The following is a 15,798-nucleotide window of genomic DNA, read 5'->3' as shown; positions in this document are numbered from 1 at the left end:
CGAGGCATTCGGCGTGACGCGTCCGACCTTCTACAAGGCGCAGAGCGCCCTGCAGACCGCCGGGCTTGCCGGCCTGTTGCCGAACCGGCGAGGCCCCAAAGGCGGCCACAAGGTCTCCGCCGAGGTCGTTGCGTTCGTCGCCGCTCTCAAAGCTGCAAGACCCGAACTGACGACGTCGCACTGCCTAGATGCGATCTCGGCGCGGTTCGGCGTCAAGGTGCACCGACGCAGCCTGGAGCGGGCGCTGGCGCGCAAAAAAAACGACTCAACTCAGCTTGATCGTCGCGCCTGCGGACGCAGCGGACAGCTACGAGAAGCTACGCGCAGCCGCATTGCGTGCCGAGTTCACGGCCTGCCCTGGTCTCACCATTCTTCGTCGACGGGGATTGGCAGCGTGGATCCGAGCACGCGGACAGGAGGTCGATACCGAGGCGGCCTGCTACGACCATCGGCTCACGCACTCGGCCCCAGACAATCCGTCGCCCGCAACAAGCGACGTCACGCGCCTCATCGCCGGCATCCTCGTCGCCATCGCAATGGAGCCCTTCCATGCCTGAGCTTAAAGTCACTGCCGACCATCTCAAGCGCGACGCTTACCTCTATGTCCGCCAATCGACTCTTCGCCAGGTCGCCGAGCACGGCGAGAGCACCGAGCGCCAATATGGGTTGCGGGATCGAGCAGTTGTGGCCGGCTGGCCGGTCGAGCGCGTTCACGTCATCGATCGCGATCTCGGCAAGTCCGGCTCAAGTACGACAGCACGCGACGGCTTCCAGCAACTGGTGAGCGAGGTGGCGCTCGGCAAGGCCGGTATTGTCATGGGGCTGGAGGTCTCGCGCCTTGCGCGCAACTCGGCCGACTGGCACCGGCTCATCGAGCTTTGCGCATTGACGGCGACGCTCATTCTTGACGAAGACGGTATCTACGATCCAGCCAACTTCAACGATCGCCTCTTGCTCGGCCTCAAAGGTACGATGAGCGAGGCCGAGCTGCACATCCTCAAAGCACGCATGCGTGGTGGTCAGCTCAACAAGGCCCGTCGCGGCGAGCTCGAGATGTGCCCTCCGGTCGGGCTGGTTTACCGGAACGATCGGACGATCGGCCTCGATCCCGACCTCCAGGTGCAGAACGCAATCCGTCTCGTGTTCGATATCTTCGAGCAGACCGGAAGTGCGATGCAGACAGTCCGCTTCTTCCGGGAGCAAGGTTTGCTGTTCCCGCGCCGACTCCGGACAGGATCGAACAAGGGTGATCTCCTGTGGGCGGCGCCGCACCATGCGCGCGTTCTGCAGGTGCTCCACAATCCGCGCTACGCCGGCGCTTTTGCGTATGGCCGAACGCGCATACGGCACCGGCCCGATGGTGGCACCAGTGTCGTCAAGGTTGCCAGGGCCGATTGGCAGTTCGTTATGCCGGGGATGCACCAGGGCTACATCGACTGGGAGCGCTTCGAGGCCAACCAGCGGCGGCTCGCCGACAACGCTCGTGCCTTCGGTGGCGAGCGGCGGTCGGGACCGGCGCGCGAGGGACCGGCGCTCCTCCAAGGTCGCGTGGTCTGTGGCCTGTGTGGCGAACGCATGGGTGTGCGCTACAGCCAGGAGCACGGCGGCACCGTCCCAACCTATCTGTGCCAGGCGAACGCGGTACGCCGCGCGGGATGGACCTGCCAAACGGTTCCCGGGAAGATCGTCGATGCGGGGATCGCAGACCTGATGATCGAGCTGATGACTCCGATGACGCTGGCCGTCACCCTTGAGGTGCAGCGCGAGCTCGAGGCGCGGGCTGCAGAGACGGACGCCGCGCGGCGTCAGCATGTCGAACGCATGCGATACGAAGCCGAACTGGCGCGTCGACGCTACATGAAGGTCGATCCCGACAACCGACTCGTCGCCGATTCACTCGAGGCCGAATGGAACGACAAGCTGCGCCGTCATGCCGATGCCGCCGAAGACTACAAGCGCCGGAGCAAACAGCAGGCTGCGGCACTCGGCGCAGAAGCCCAGCGACGCATCCTTGACCTCGCCGAGCAGCTTCCGCGGATCTGGCAAGATCCGCGAGTTGACTCCCGCGAGCGCAAGCGCATCGTGCGTCTGCTCATCGACGACGTAACCTTAATCAAGTCGCAAACCATCACGGCCCATGTGCGCCTGTCTGGCGGCGCCACGCGTACCTTGGTGCTCGACCGGCCGCTACCCATCGCCCAGATCCGCAAGTTCAAACCTGAACTCGTCGCCGAGGTTGATCGTCTTCTTGACCATCATTGCGATCGCGAAGTCGCCGAGATTCTCAATAATCACGGATGGCGTACATGGGAGGCAAAGGCGTTTAATCTGAAGAAGGTTGCTTTCATTCGCTGCGCCTACAAACTTGCGAGCCGATATGAGCGGCTGCGTCGACGTGGTATGCTCACGACGCGCGAGATCGCCGCCAAGTTCTGCGTCTCCGAGACAGCCGTACACACGTGGGGTCGCCAGGGGCTCATCACAAAATGCTATACCGACAGCCTGAACCGTGGCCTATGGGAGATCCCGCCTGGCATGACGATCCGCAAGGGCTGCGGTGGGCGCGGCGCCCGTCCGGCGCAGCTCACCGCCATCACCGCGCCATCAAAGGAATGAGGTGCAGTATGAAGCGCTCGCCTTATCGCGCGGCTTGCGGGGCCGCGCTGCGAGAATGGCCGTGCCGTAGTAGCTCGCCATCTCGGCGTAGGTTCGGTTGAGGCCGGGGTCGTGGCGGTCGGGATTGGTGACGGCGGCCTTCAGATTGTCGCAGACCACGAACGTCGGCGCCCCGCCGAGGAAGGTGAAAAGGTTGATGTGGACCCGGATCCAGTCGGCGAGCCCTTCGCTTGGGCAGGCCTCGGCGTATGTATAATTGGAGGCGCCCATCGCCGCGACAAACAGCTTCATCGGCTGCACTTCCCCGGTTAAGGGGGCGATGACGTCGATGGTGTCGCCGGCGAAATCCACGAAAACCTTCTCGCCGCCCAGATGGGTCTGCCGCATCGAAGGCCGGGCCCGCCCCTTCCAGGCCTCGTAGGTCGTGCAGAACCATGTGTAGCCGAAGCCATCGGGATGGGTGGCCCGATACTCGTCCCACAGTAGCCGGCGGGTCACGTTGCGCCGGCGCAGCTCCTTGTCGACATAGCCCCAGTCGGGAACGGTCCGCTGGGGGCTCAGCGCCGCAGGCTTCGGCGCAGGGAAAAGCAGCAGCTCCACGTCCTCGTCGGTCATTCCCGTCGGTAACGGCCAGTTCAGCCCGGCAGCCCCGGCCCGGCGCAGATAACTGTGCACACGGCACCGTTGCTGATGCCCAGGGTGCGCGCGATGGCTCGCTCCGGCAAGCCTTGAACATGTTTTAAGCGGAGAACCTCTTTGATCCGGCGCATCGACAATCTCTGGGTGGGCATCGGCCTTCCTCGTTCACTGACGAGGCAGCTCCTAAGCCGGTTGAGTTGTCGGCCGAAGCGGGCTGAGCCGCTGAAAAGCTGCTCACGATCCCGCGAAATCCGTGCTCACGATCGTCTGAAATCTCTGCTCACGATCCCCTGAAATCCGTGCTCACGATCGCGCGAAACATGCAGCTGGTCGAGCGCAGCCGCCGGCCGCTGCGCCAGGCGAAGCAGAAGGTCTTCGAGTCCGAGGAGTCGTTGATCCTGCCGCTGCGGCGTGAGCGCAAGCTCGGGATCAAGCAATTGCGCAACGAACTGATCCGCTACCACGACGTTGCGCTCTCGCTCGACACGCTGCATCGCGTGTTGTGTCGCCACGGTGAGCAGGTACTGAAGCGGCCGCGCCGCAAGATGAAGGGCACAAAGCGCTACACGCGGCCAGTTCCTGGCGACCGGGTGCAGATGGACGTCTGCAAGATCGCACCGGGCGTTTACCAGTATACGGCGATTGACGATTGCTCCCGCTACAAGGTGCTGGGCGTTTATCGCCGACGCACAGCGGCCAACACGCTGGACTTCCTGGAGCGCCTCATTGAGGAGACGCCGTTTCCGATTCAGCGCATCCAGACCGATCGCGGCCGCGAGTTCTTTGCCGAGGCTGTGCAGCAAACGCTGATGGACTGGGCGATAAAGTTCCGTCCCATAAAGCCGCGCTCACCGCATCTCAATGGCAAAGTCGAACGGACTTAAAGGGCAGACCTCGAAGAGTTCTGGTCAACGGTCGATCCGAAGGCCGCCGACATCGAGGATCGGATTGCCGAATGGCAACATCATTGGAATTGGCGCCGCCCGCATACCGTCCTCGGCGGTGGCACGCCTATCGATCGCGTCTGCGACTTGGCGAACGTCACCCCGTTCACAGACCAGGTGGAATCCCGCTTCGACCCTACAAAAGAGCGGATCAGAATCCCGGACTATCGCTTTGATCAGGCGTTCGCTGCGCTGAAATGATGTGACCAGACCCTACATCTTCTCGCCGGCTGGCTTTGCCGCCTCGACCAGGAAAGCATCCTGCGCGGCCTCAACTGCCTTGATCTGGTCGAGCAACAGTTCGAGCCGTTCGAGTTCGCGACTGACCTGCGCTTTGAGATGCGGCAGCAGTGCGCGCCCGTCCCCCGTACGCAGGGCCTCAAGGCGCGCCCGCCGGTCGCGCCGCAACGGCGCGTAATCAGATATCCCTTGCGCGAACGGAAGGCCTTTGATCCGGTTCACATGCTCGATCTGCTCGGCGATCAATGTCCGCCGCTCGCGGCAAATCCGGCGGTGGTCCTCTTCTTCCGGAGAGGGAGCAACGACCATCGCGCAGACCCGCGGCTCGCCGCGCTTGTAGGCCAAAAGCGCCCGCAGCAGCGTCTCGCCATCCAGCCTGTCCGTCTTGGCCCGCCTGCGCCGGCGCGAAGTCGCGATCGAAGCCGGATCCACCACGTGGCTCTCGATGGCCTCCTGCTGCAGACTGCGGTGAAGCCAGAACCCATCCAGCCCCGCCTCCTGGATCGTAATGATCGGATAGCTCTCACCCGTTCGCGCCTGCGCCTTGCGCTTTAGCTCCGCGAACAGCTTCAAGAGTTCCGCAATATCGCCGGCCTTCACGCTGTGTTTGGACATCTTCTCGCTCTTGCCGGGCGACAGCGAGGTAACCAGCCAAGTCGAACGGCTCAGTTCCAATGACACAAAAATTGCCCCAAACTGCGTGCGGATAGCGGCCGGTCCGTCGGAATGATGATCGAGCAACATCGTCGTCTCCAGGTTGAATGGATTCAGCAACCTCAGTCTGGCCTCAGACCTGGTCGCTATCCACTCCCCATGGAATCTTCGACGAGCCCCCCATCCAGCTCATCGGCGAGGTGCGCCAGCTGGTCCCGGCCCAACCGGGACAGCGCGAGCGCTACGATTACGAGTATCGCCGCAACGGCACCGCCAATCTCTTGGTCACCTTCGATCCACATCGGGGCTGGCGCAACGTCAAGGTCACCGACCGCCGCACCGCCGTGGACTGCGCCCACTGCATGCGTGGTCTCGTCGACGTCCATTATCCCGACGCCGCCTGCATCCGTGTCGTGCAGGACAATCTGTCGATCCACAAGCCTGGGGCGCTGTAAGAGGCCTTCGTGCCTGCCGAGGCCCGGCGCATCCTGCGCCGCCTCGAATGAGCCGTCAGCTGGATCCGCTTTGCGCCCGCCACAAGCGCGCGTAAGTGCCTTCATGTGCCAGCAGATCAGCATGCCGTCCCTCCGCAACCACCCGCCCCTTGTCCAAAACGACGATCTTGTCTGCCCGGCAAATCGTGCTGAGACGATGAGAGATGATGATGACGATCTTGCCAGCCCGACGCAGATCTTCGACGAGTCGCAGGGCAAACGCCTCGGCGAGCGAGTCGAGAGAAGACGTCGCCTCATCCAGGATCAGGACCTGAGGATCCCGGTACAGAGCCCGTGCCAGCGCAAGGCGCTGTTTCTCGCCGCCGGAGAGGCGTATGCCGTTCTCGCCCAGATAGGCCCTAAAGCCACCGGGCCAGCGCTCGATCAGTTCCCGTACTCCGATTTGCTCGCAGATCTTCAGGATCTTCTCGATGTCCGGTTCGAAATCGCCAAGAGCGATGTTCTCAATCACCGAGCCGGAAAACACGTCGATGGATTGCGACACCGTGGCCACAACGTTGCACAGTGATGCGGTCGAGAAATCCTGCAGGTCATAGGGTCCGATCCGGATGCGTCCAGCTTCAAGCGGGTAGATATTGCGCAGAAGCAGCGTAAGAGAGCTCTTGCCTGAGCCGCTTTCTCCCACCACGGCCGTGGTCTCGCCTCGGCCGAACGTGACGCTAAGATCCCGGAATAGGCACGGCTGCGCGCCATAGCGGAATGTGATGTTCTCCAAGCGGATATCGCCAAGCTCGCACTTTCTGGCATCAATGCCGCCGCCGCTTGCCGGCTCCAGGTCGAAGATCTCGAACAGGCGATCTGCCGCAATGAAAGCATCCTGCGCGATCCGGTTGGTTTGAATCAGAGTGGCGATCGGCCGGGTAATATAGCCGAGCAACGTGTAGCAGGACAGCAACTCGCCGGGCGTGACGGTCTGATCGAGGGCAAGCGTCGCACCGAACCACATCAGCACGATCGTGAAGAGGGTAGAGAGGAAAGTCGAGGCATTATCTCCGAAGACCGAGATCAGGCCGGAGCCATAGACCGAGTGCAGCGTTTTGATGAACCGCACCTCCATCTTGAGACTTGCGAAGCTCTCCAGGCCGAATGATTTGATCGTGGAAATTGCTCCAAGCGATTCCACCAGTTGCGCCTCCAGATCGGCGGCATTCTCCATAATTGCGCGCTGGCGCTTCCTGTTCAACCGGTTGATGGTCCAGTAGATCAAGACATACAGCGGAATGGATGCCGCCACGACCAAGGCGATCTTCCATGAGTAGACAAGCATCAAGCCAAACGAGAGCAGTATCACCAGCGCGTTGACGAAAATGGTGATCGAGACGTCGTTCAGGAAAGTTCTGATTTTCACCGCATCGTTCAAGCGGGAGACGATTTCGCCCATGCGCATGCTGTCGAAAAACTTCTGCGGCAGGCTGAGAATGTGATTGTAGTAGTTGAGAATCAGGCAGACATCGATCCTCTGGCCCGTTTGCAGGGTGAGCCGGTGCCTGAGGAGATCGATCAGGATCTGTGGGATGAGGATCAGCAGCATGGCGACGCTCACCAGATTGAGCAGATTGCGGTTGCCCGCTGCGATCACATGATCGACGATCTTCTGGACGTAGACAGCGGTCGACAGACCGATGATTGTCGTCACCAGCGCTCCGACGAACGCCTGTGCCATCACCTCCCTGTGCGGCACCAGTAAACGCGCAAATCTGGCGAGGGGGGAGGTGGTCTCGTTCCGGCGCTTGAAGGTGTCTGCCGGAACCAGGAGCACCAGGACGCCAGTCCATTGCGTCTTGAACTCCTGGTGCGACAGCTTGCGAATCTCGCCAAAGGCCGGGTCCATGACAACGACCCACCTTGCGTCGATCGCCTGGACGCCTCGTCGAAAAGGTCGTCGTGAAATGACATGCGGCGGCGGATGACCGGCGCAAGTGCGGCGTGGCTCATCACGACCAGCAACGTGAGCATTGTGATCGCCGGTGAACGACCAGCGCCAAAAGTCGTGAAACGTGCGGCTTCCGGATGCTAGCGACGACTTTCATAGCGAGACTTCCCGCTTGATTCCAATCCAGCGCCGCGCAAATTGCGAAACGGATTCAGATCCAGACAAAGATGGTTCGCGTCTTGCGGCCGAGGATCCAGGCGGGCCCAAGCATCGTTCGATGTTGTTGCGTAAGCAACAAACTCGGTCCGATTTCTAACAAAGGCCTCCGTTCTCGAGGCAACGTCCCACGCCCGGTCATAGACGGCAGCGCCCGCAAGCGCAGTTCCTGATCATACACTGTAGGCAAAGTACGAGTCTTCCGAGTAGTCGAAGATGTGGGCTTGACCGCCCGTCACCTCCACCGAAGAATGGAGCCGGTGTAAACTCCCGGACCTTGCGGCTTCAGCATCAAATGCGACCGTTCGCCGTGATGGTACAGATTCGGTAGCGCGCCGGTGATATAGCAATGCTTGCCGTGGTCATATCCGCTGACGATGCGCCCTCGTACCGACGCGACAATTTTGCAAGAGGCGGAGAGTTCGTATTCGTGCACGTGGGTGACCCGGCGCCCGAGAGTGTGGGCCAACGCAATCGCTGCCGCGCGAACGTGTCCTTTCATATGTCCTCTGACAGGTGGACGCGATAATGTCGTGATATCGCCCGAAATAGCCGCTCGCACTAACTGCCAATCCTGGCAGCGGCGCCCGCTCAAAATCCGGCAGATCGTGTGACCTTGGGAAGCCACGTGAAAGATCTTGGCAACTGGAGCCGAAGACGGCTCCGGTGGCGAGACCGCGGCCAGAGGCCGCGATCTCGCACCGGAGCTGTGCAAGGCTTCGTTTTGACCTATCCCATAGCCTCCGCTAGCGTTTACGGCGCTCGCGGCGCTTACCTTTTGCAACCGGGGCCCGGCGAAAGAGCCCAGCCTGCCACAGTAGCCGCTGCGGCCGCGGCCGCCAAAAAGGCTGCGGCAATTGCCGCCCAGGCGAACCCCGCCGAGATTGTGGATGCTTCTTCAGGACTCAATTCTGTTACCCCATAGGCTGACATATCGGTCGTCATTGTTTGTCTCCTTTCAATCGCGAAAAGCGGTTTGCGATCGCGACCGGTTGCTCATGCGGTCGCGAAGAGATAAACTCAAGATGCGTGCCAACCTGCGTAGGAACGGCTTCAGAACAGCTGTTCCGCACTCATTGAATGACTAACGGTGAGCGCGACAGGTCGGCCAGACATGATCGTGTCTGAGATACGGCAAACTTGACGCCAGGAGGCAACGCAAAGGTATTCAAGAATGGGTCATCGCCCCGGCAGATGAATTATTCTCGTGAACCACCCCGATTGTATCGGCCGACTTCTGTCCATCCCCTCACCTGCCCGCAACCGACAACGACCTTGGCCGCCTGAGTGAATCAACCAACATTGCCGTCCAGATCGAACGCGCAAATAACAAAAGGCCCGAAGGAACTCTAAGTGTCCGACCGAAAAATAAGTTGAGTGATATCAGCGAGTTCTGATTCCATTGGTGTTGCGAAGCATCAAAGGGATCGAGAATGTGGACTGATATCACCCGGGCACAGTTTGCCCGAGAGGAGCTGCGTTTGCCAAGCGACTTGACGGATGCGGAATGGGGCGTGCTGGAGAGGTTGCTTCCTGTGCGGGCCAAGCGCGGGCGGCGCCCGAAATGGAGCTATCGTGACATCGTCGAGGCAGTGCTCTATCTGCTGCGCGGCGGGTTGCCGTGGCGCATGCTGCCGCCCACTCTGTTTCCACCAATGACCACGGTGCAGTACTATTTCTACCAATGGCGCGACAGCGGATTGTGGCAATCGATCAACCACGCACTCCTGATGCTGGTGCGCGAGGCGATCGGCCGGGAGGCCTCGCCGACGGCCGGCGTGATCGACAGCCAATCGGTCAAGACCACGGAAAGTGGCGGCCCTCGCGGCTACGACGCGGGAAAGAAGATCAAGGGTCGAAAGCGTCACATCGTCACCGACACCCAAGGGCTCCTGGTCGGAGCGATCGTTCACGCTGCCGACGTCCAGGATCGCGATGGCGCGCCAGATGTCGTGTGCAGCATTCGCTATCGATTCCCCTGGCTGCGCCATATTTTCGCCGATTGCGGCTATGCCGGCGAAAAGCTCAAGGCGGTGCTGGAAAAGATCGGCCGGTGGACTGTCGAGATCATCAAGCGCTCCGATGCCGCACAGGGCTTCGAGGTCCTTCCGCGCCGCTGGGTGGTCGAACGAACCTTCGCCTGGCTTGGCCGCAACTGCAGATTGGCCAAGGACTTCGAGCGAACCATCGAAAGCGCAACTGCCTGGCTCTTCCTCGCCTCCGTCCAACTCATGACAAGGCGCATCGCAGCGATAAAAACAGCAATGCAATTTTGAGTCAGGCTCTAAGATTAGGCGGTTCCGAGCGGTCATTCTCGCACCGGCAAGTTTTGTACCATGACGTTTACTGCGCGCTCGCGACGGCTTCGCCCGTCTCGAGCGACTTCAAATAGAACAGCGTCACCCACGTAGAGCCTATCGCTATCAATCAACACACTGACGTGGACAAATTGATCGTCACCGCCGTCGTCGCATCGAATGAAACCGTAGTGGCGGTCGCGATTCCAGTAAATCACTTTGCCTATCTTCACTTCTATTCTCCGTGATCAGGACCACACAGTGAACGTAAAATGCGTTCCTTCCCGGCAATCAAACAGGCAGATGCGATCGCAGCTGACTTTCACTGTAAAGTAGGATGCGGTGTCGTGATCGAAGCCGATGGTAAACGGTACGAGAGGGCCACGGACTTGGTGCGGACGGCCTACGCACCGCGCTTGAAGCGTATAGGCATCCAGAACTGCCGCAGGGCCTCGACGGTTGCTGGAATGTCGCGCCAGGCGTTTTGGACAATGGGCTGCGTTCCCAGCGTGCGCCGGGCCGGGGGTAGCAAGGGCCGACCGGCGTCGTCGATGCAATGGACCAAGATCGGCCGCAGCATAAGGTGTTCGGTTCCGTTCGGGGAGAGAAGCCGCGACCAGACGAGAAGCCGAAGCTTCATGACGGCGTAGAAGCCCATGCACCAGGGCTGCGGGTCGACTTCGCCGTCCGGTGATCGCACGAACAGCGGCTCGAAGCTCTCCGGTCTCGTCGACAGCGTCTCGCTGATTGCGTTGTGGCGCATCAGCGTGGCGGCGATCGCCGAGAACTCCTCGGTGTCGTGATTGAAGGCGTCGGGATCTACGCCGAGGAGCGGGCACACCCATTCCTCGGACGCCATCGAGACCGGCCCGGCGACGACCGCGGCCACCGCGCCGTCGAGCATGGAGAGCGATGTCGCCCGCGGATGCCGAAGCGTCGGCGACCTGGCGCGCTCGCTGATCCATTGCCCGAGCCGTTCGAACGACATGGCATAGTCCGCCATCGTCGTCTTGCGTGCTTTTCGCGTTCCCCGCCGTTGCTTCGGCTTCGTCATGCCACGGCTCGCTTTTCGGCTTCGCGTGCGGCCTTCCAGTTCCAGGCCAGAAGTTCGTGAAGCTGGTTGGTCTTCGTGGCGCCGCTCACCATGCGATCGAGAACGTCGACGAGATACGCCTCGGGGTCGAGGCCATTCAATTTCGCTGTGTTAAGAAGCGAAGCGAGTATCGCCCAGGTCTCGCCCCCGCCTTCCGAAGGGGCTGCATAATGCAAGGATTCCGGGCAACGAAGTTCGAGTAACATATCCATTCCATCCTGACGCTGGCCGAGACCTGGTCGTGCTCGGCGAACAAATCCACGATGGTCATCGCCACTTCAGGGTTCGCCGCGAGAACGGCCGTCTCCATCTTCTGCCGGCATGGATGACAGAGCCCGAATCAGCATCGGCTAAAATTGTAGCTGATCCGTTTCTCCCGGTGGACCGGCTTCCTGAGCTACGCACGTTCCTTGACGTCCTCGTAGCCTCGCGTTGGGAGGAATCACCTCCCGTCGAGGGAGGAGGAGCCCATGTCCAAGGCGATGCAAAAAAGACGGCAACCGGATCTGTTCGCGACGGCGCGAGCGGAGCATCTGCCTCAGGTGGTGCAAGCCGAGGCCGCCAAGTTGCTGTCGCTTCTGCTCAACGAAGCCGTAGCAAAGATGTCTGCCCCACCCGCCCAGTCAAGTCAGGAGGTGGATCATGACGAAGATCACCACTGATCACCTAGCGCGTAGCGCCGTGGTTTACGTTCGACAGTCCTCGGTCGACCAGGTTGTCCACAACCTGGAGAGCCAACGCAGGCAATACGGCCTTGAGGCACGCGCACGCGCACTCGGCTGGAGCGATGTCGAGGTTATTGATGATGATCTCGGCAAGTCCGGCGGCGGCGTTGCAAGACGTGGATTTGAGCGGTTGTTGGCGTTAATCTGCGAGGGGCGCGTCGGTGCGGTGTTTTCAATCGAGGCTTCCCGCCTCGCTCGAAACGGTCGAGACTGGCACACGTTGTTGGAATTTTGCGGCTTGGTCGGCACGCTCATTATCGACGAAGATGGCGTCTATGATTCTCGGTCGATTAACGATCGATTGCTCTTGGGGATGAAGGGTACGATGAGCGAGCTGGAGCTCAGCGTCATTCGACAGCGATCAGTCGAAGCCGTCAAACAAAAGGCCCGGCGCGGCGAGCACTTCACGACGGTCGCGGTCGGGTATGTGAAGACGAAGGATGATCGAATCGAGAAAAACCCGGACGTACGTGTCCGCGAGTCGCTGGATCTTGTCTTCAGGAAGTTTGTGGAGCTCCAATCGATCCGGCAGGTCTTGCTCTGGTTGCTCCAGGAGAAGATCGCACTACCCTTCGCCGCGGGAGGTTCGCACGATCCGAAAATCGAATGGCGTACACCAAGCTACACGACGTTGAATCACATGCTCACCAACCCTGTGTATGCCGGTGCCTACGTGTTCGGACGACGGGGTGTCCGGATGACGGTCGAGAACGGTAGGAAGAAGGTAAAGCGAAATCCCCAACGAGATTGGAAAGCCTGGGACGTGCTGCTCCGCGACCATCACGAGGGCTACATCTCCTGGGATGAGTTTGTTCGAAACCAGCGCCTCATTGCGGACAATGCCAACGGCAAGAGCTACCTGGGTCGAGGAGCCGTCCGACGCGGCGAAGCGCTTCTCCCTGGGCTTTTGCGCTGCGCGCGATGTGGCCGGCGGTTATACGTTCAGTATTCTGGCAGAGGCGGCGACACGCAGAGATATGTCTGCCGCGGAGACTTCAACAAAGCGGCCGTCGCAGCCTGTCTTGGCTTCGGTGGAATGCGCCTCGATCGGATGGTGGCGCGAGAGGTGCTGGAGCGGCTTCAACCGCTTGGCGTTGAGGCTGCGCTAAATGCAATGAAAGCTCAGGGCGCCGAACAGTCGGAAAAACTGCTTCAGCTCCAAAGGTCTCTTGAACAGGCGCATTACGAAGCAAACCGAGCGTATCGCCAATATGACGCGGTCGACCCCGACAATCGTCACGTCGCTGGTGAACTAGAGCGTCGCTGGAACGAGCGCATCCAAGCTGTGCGTACAATTGAGCGAGAAATCGAGAGTTTGGCCAGTTCGCCTTCTCCTGGACTTAGCGCCGGCGATCGCGAAGCGCTGCTTAAGCTCGGGGACGATCTGAATAGAGCTTGGCAGCGCCCCGGTGTTACGTCGGAGATCAAGAAGAAGATCCTGCGTACAGTGCTGTCGGAAATCGTCGTCAACCTGGATCAGGACAATCAGCATCTGGACCTCATCATCCATTGGCAAGGTGGCGATCACACCCGCCTGAAAGTTAAGAAGAACCGTGTCGGCATGACGCGTTGGACGACCGACACCGAGGTAGTGGATCTTGTGCGCATGCTCGCACGTCAAATGCCTGACTACTCGATCGCCGCCTTGCTTAATCGCTCCGGAAAAACAACCCCGCACGGGGCGTCCTGGACGAGGACGAGCGTATGTTCGTTGCGCAGAACCCGCGAGATCGCCCGTTATCGTGAGGGGGAACGCCAGGATAGAGGTGAGCTCTCGTTAATCGAAGCAGCAGAGATGCTCGACGTCAGTCCATCGACGATACGTCGCATGATCATTGAGGGACGATTGCCTGCGGAGCATTTATGCAAGGGCTCGACATGGATCATCAAACAATCTGATCTCACGCGACCGGACGTGCGCCAAGATGCCTCTCGCAGGCGATCGCGCCGCAGTCCGCCGTCTTGCGACGCCAACCAGAAATGCCTTGAATTATAAGGAGATAGACAGATGGGCAGTATGAAGCGCCCTCGTCGTCACCACTGAACAACGAGTTCTTTTTTCCGATCGCAATTGGCCTGATCGATCGCTCGACCGTGTTGGTGTCCGGCTCGAGCCGCCCGTCATCCAGGAACGCCGTCAGGCCCTGCCAGCGTTCGAGCATGTAGTCGATCGCCTTGATGAGCGTCGAGCGGCGGGAGATCCCGTCTTTCACCGCGATCAGACGGGCCCTCAACGCCTCCATCAGCGGCTTCGTCTCGGCCTGTCGCGTCGCGCGGCGTTCCCCAGCGTCGAGACCGCGGATCCTCTCCTCGATCGCGTAGACGGCCGCAACGCGCTCGATGACCTCCGCGGCGAAGGGTGAGTTCGTCGTCTTGTGCACCCTCACGAAGTTGCGGCGCGCGTGAACGAGACAATACGCCAGCTGGATCTGGCCCGACATCTTCGCATCGCCCGCCAGCGAGGCGTAGGCGGCATAGCCGTCGACTTGCAGCACGCCTTCGAAGCCGGCCAACTGCGCCACGATCTCCTTCTTGCCGCGACCGCCTGCGAACACGTAGGCGACCGCCGGCGGCGCCGGCCCCTTCCACGCCCGATCGTCCGTCGCGTGCGCCCAGAACTGGCAGATCCTCGTGCGGCCGCGTCCCGGATCGAGCACTGGCATCGGCGTCTCGTCGCAGAACAGCCGCTCGAAGCCATGCATGGTCTTCAGTTGCAGATCGTAGAGGCCCCTGACCAGCCACGCCGCGCTCCCCATCCACCGCGCCAGCGTCTGACGGTCGACGACGACACCCTGGCCCGCCAGGATCTGCGTCTGGCGGTAGAGCGTCGATTGCCAGGCATATTTGGCCGCGGCGATATGCGCGATCAGCGCCGTCGTCGCCATGCCGCCCTCGACGAGCCGCGCCGGTGCCGGGGCCTGGACAATCGGGCCCTCACAGGAGCGGCAGGCGTATTTTGGACGGATCGTGCGGAGCACACGCAGCCACGCGGGAACCCGATCGAGCGCTTCGCTGCTCTCCTCGCCGATCCGATGCATCTGACCCGTGCAGCACGGGCACAGCGTGGACGCCGGCTCGATCACCCGCTCGACCCGGGGCAGATGCGCCGGCAGCGCGCCGATGTTGCGCCTCGCTTTGCGCCGCTTCGGTCTCGGCGCGTCCGGTTTGTCGTCATTGGCCGGAGGCTGCGCGCCCGCGGTCCGTTCCAGATCGAGCGCGATCTGTTCAGCGCAGACGATTGCCGAGCGCTCCGATCGCGCGCCGAAGATCAGGCTCTTCAACGTGGCGATCTCTGCGCGCAGATCGTCGTTCTCGCCTTCGAAAGCCAGCACCATCTCGGCGAGAGCCGCAGGGTCAGAGGGGAGATCTTCAGGGCGAAGCGCCATATCGCAGAGCTACACGAACACACTCGCAATCGCCAGCAAAACAAGACGATTCAGGCAACTTTCGTCGGCCACTTCGTCACCTTCGGGACCACACGCGACCACTCCGCAAGACCTTCAATCAGCATCGCCAGTTGCGCCCCCGTCACCGGCATCGTACCCTCGCGAACAGGTGGCCAGGCGAAGCCCCCATTCTCGAGCCACTTCGTCGCTAGAACCATTCCCGAGCCGTCAAAAACCAGTAGCTTCAAAGTCCCCCGTGAAGAACGCGGGCGAGTAGTGATTTAAGCGATCTTTTGAGCCGGGACAGTTTCGGCGAGCTGTCGGATAAGGGCGCGCAAGAGTCCTGCGAGCCATCGCAGGAGCAGGCCAAAGTTGTAGCCGGCAGCTGCAAGGACGGCGTTGATGCGGTCGCCGAGGCGTCCCTTGAGATAGTTGCGGTCCATGCGGTGCTCGGCCTTGACGTGACCGATGACAGGCTCGACAGCCGCGCGACGCTTCATCTCACGCCGGATGGAAGCCGTGACACGGCGGACCTGACCCGAGATCCAGACCCTGAACCGATGCGGGTAGTTGTGGCCGCGATACCCTTTGTCGACGTGG

General features: G+C 61.1%; 10 protein-coding genes and 6 pseudogenes. 7 read left to right on the top strand and 9 right to left on the bottom strand.

The window, feature by feature from the left end; genetic code table 11:
- Positions 1-275 precede the first annotated feature (275 nt).
- Positions 276-557: a hypothetical protein gene (locus tag K289_RS51155; RefSeq protein ID WP_156918417.1), complete on the top strand. Its 282-nt coding sequence runs from the start codon at positions 276-278 to the stop codon at positions 555-557.
- Positions 550-2,616, top strand: coding sequence for a recombinase family protein (locus K289_RS0138445; RefSeq protein WP_027556227.1), 2,067 nt, complete (start codon positions 550-552; stop codon positions 2,614-2,616). The genes K289_RS51155 and K289_RS0138445 overlap by 8 nt, the downstream gene beginning before the upstream one ends.
- Positions 2,617-2,634: 18 nt before the next feature.
- Here the strand turns inward: K289_RS0138445 and istA are convergent.
- Positions 2,635-3,407 (bottom strand): annotated as a pseudogene (gene istA / locus K289_RS46830) (IS21 family transposase); the annotation flags it as partial.
- Positions 3,408-3,581: 174 nt separating this feature from the next.
- Here istA and K289_RS46825 point away from each other — a divergent pair.
- A pseudogene (locus tag K289_RS46825) lies at positions 3,582-4,400 on the top strand (DDE-type integrase/transposase/recombinase); the annotation flags it as partial.
- Between the two features lie 36 nt (positions 4,401-4,436).
- Here K289_RS46825 and K289_RS46820 read toward each other — a convergent pair.
- Positions 4,437-5,183 (bottom strand): annotated as a pseudogene (locus K289_RS46820) (IS110 family transposase); the annotation flags it as partial.
- A gap of 71 nt (positions 5,184-5,254) precedes the next feature.
- Between K289_RS46820 and K289_RS46815 the strand changes: the two are divergent.
- Positions 5,255-5,545: pseudogene (locus K289_RS46815) on the top strand (transposase); the annotation flags it as partial.
- 58 nt (positions 5,546-5,603) lie between these two features.
- Here the strand turns inward: K289_RS46815 and K289_RS46810 are convergent.
- Complete coding sequence (locus K289_RS46810; RefSeq protein ID WP_245284123.1) at positions 5,604-7,439, bottom strand: peptidase domain-containing ABC transporter; 1,836 nt, start codon at positions 7,437-7,439, stop codon at positions 5,604-5,606.
- Between the two features lie 1,691 nt (positions 7,440-9,130).
- Here K289_RS46810 and K289_RS0138415 point away from each other — a divergent pair.
- On the top strand, positions 9,131-9,973 hold the full coding sequence (locus tag K289_RS0138415; protein ID WP_027556226.1) for an IS5 family transposase: 843 nt from the start codon (positions 9,131-9,133) through the stop codon (positions 9,971-9,973).
- 32 nt (positions 9,974-10,005) lie between these two features.
- Here the strand turns inward: K289_RS0138415 and K289_RS53260 are convergent, their stop codons facing one another.
- From K289_RS53260 to K289_RS49675, 3 genes and pseudogenes are all read right to left on the bottom strand, one after another.
- Entirely contained in the window at positions 10,006-10,212 is a 207-nt protein-coding gene (locus K289_RS53260; protein ID WP_371260905.1) for a cold-shock protein, read from the bottom strand.
- 185 nt (positions 10,213-10,397) lie between these two features.
- On the bottom strand, positions 10,398-11,048 hold the full coding sequence (locus tag K289_RS48330; RefSeq protein WP_063614277.1) for a UPF0149 family protein: 651 nt from the start codon (positions 11,046-11,048) through the stop codon (positions 10,398-10,400).
- Positions 11,045-11,245 (bottom strand): annotated as a pseudogene (locus K289_RS49675) (transposase domain-containing protein); the annotation flags it as partial. The gene K289_RS48330 and the pseudogene K289_RS49675, both read right to left, overlap by 4 nt.
- A 312-nt stretch (positions 11,246-11,557) precedes the next feature.
- Here K289_RS49675 and K289_RS0138395 point away from each other — a divergent pair.
- Entirely contained in the window at positions 11,558-11,749 is a 192-nt protein-coding gene (locus K289_RS0138395; RefSeq protein ID WP_027556224.1) for a hypothetical protein, read from the top strand.
- A complete protein-coding gene (locus tag K289_RS49670; protein ID WP_084788911.1) occupies positions 11,730-13,808 on the top strand; it encodes a recombinase family protein in 2,079 nt (692 codons plus the stop codon). Before K289_RS0138395 ends, K289_RS49670 begins: the two co-directional genes overlap by 20 nt.
- On the opposite strand, the gene K289_RS49665 is transcribed toward K289_RS49670, so the two are convergent.
- The 3 genes and pseudogenes from K289_RS49665 to K289_RS46790 all read right to left on the bottom strand — a co-directional run.
- Positions 13,714-15,198: an IS66 family transposase gene (locus tag K289_RS49665; RefSeq protein WP_084788910.1), complete on the bottom strand. Its 1,485-nt coding sequence runs from the start codon at positions 15,196-15,198 to the stop codon at positions 13,714-13,716. The two genes, K289_RS49670 and K289_RS49665, sit on opposite strands and share 95 nt — an antisense overlap.
- A gap of 50 nt (positions 15,199-15,248) precedes the next feature.
- Complete coding sequence (gene tnpB / locus K289_RS53255) at positions 15,249-15,446, bottom strand: IS66 family insertion sequence element accessory protein TnpB (protein ID WP_371260904.1); 198 nt, start codon at positions 15,444-15,446, stop codon at positions 15,249-15,251.
- 33 nt (positions 15,447-15,479) lie between these two features.
- Positions 15,480-15,798: pseudogene (locus tag K289_RS46790) on the bottom strand (IS5/IS1182 family transposase); the annotation flags it as partial.

This window comes from Bradyrhizobium sp. Cp5.3, assembly GCF_000426265.1.
Classification (GTDB): domain Bacteria; phylum Pseudomonadota; class Alphaproteobacteria; order Rhizobiales; family Xanthobacteraceae; genus Bradyrhizobium; species Bradyrhizobium neotropicale.
The sequence above is the reverse complement of the archived record's forward strand: the minus strand, read 5'-3'. Positions and strand labels throughout refer to the sequence as shown.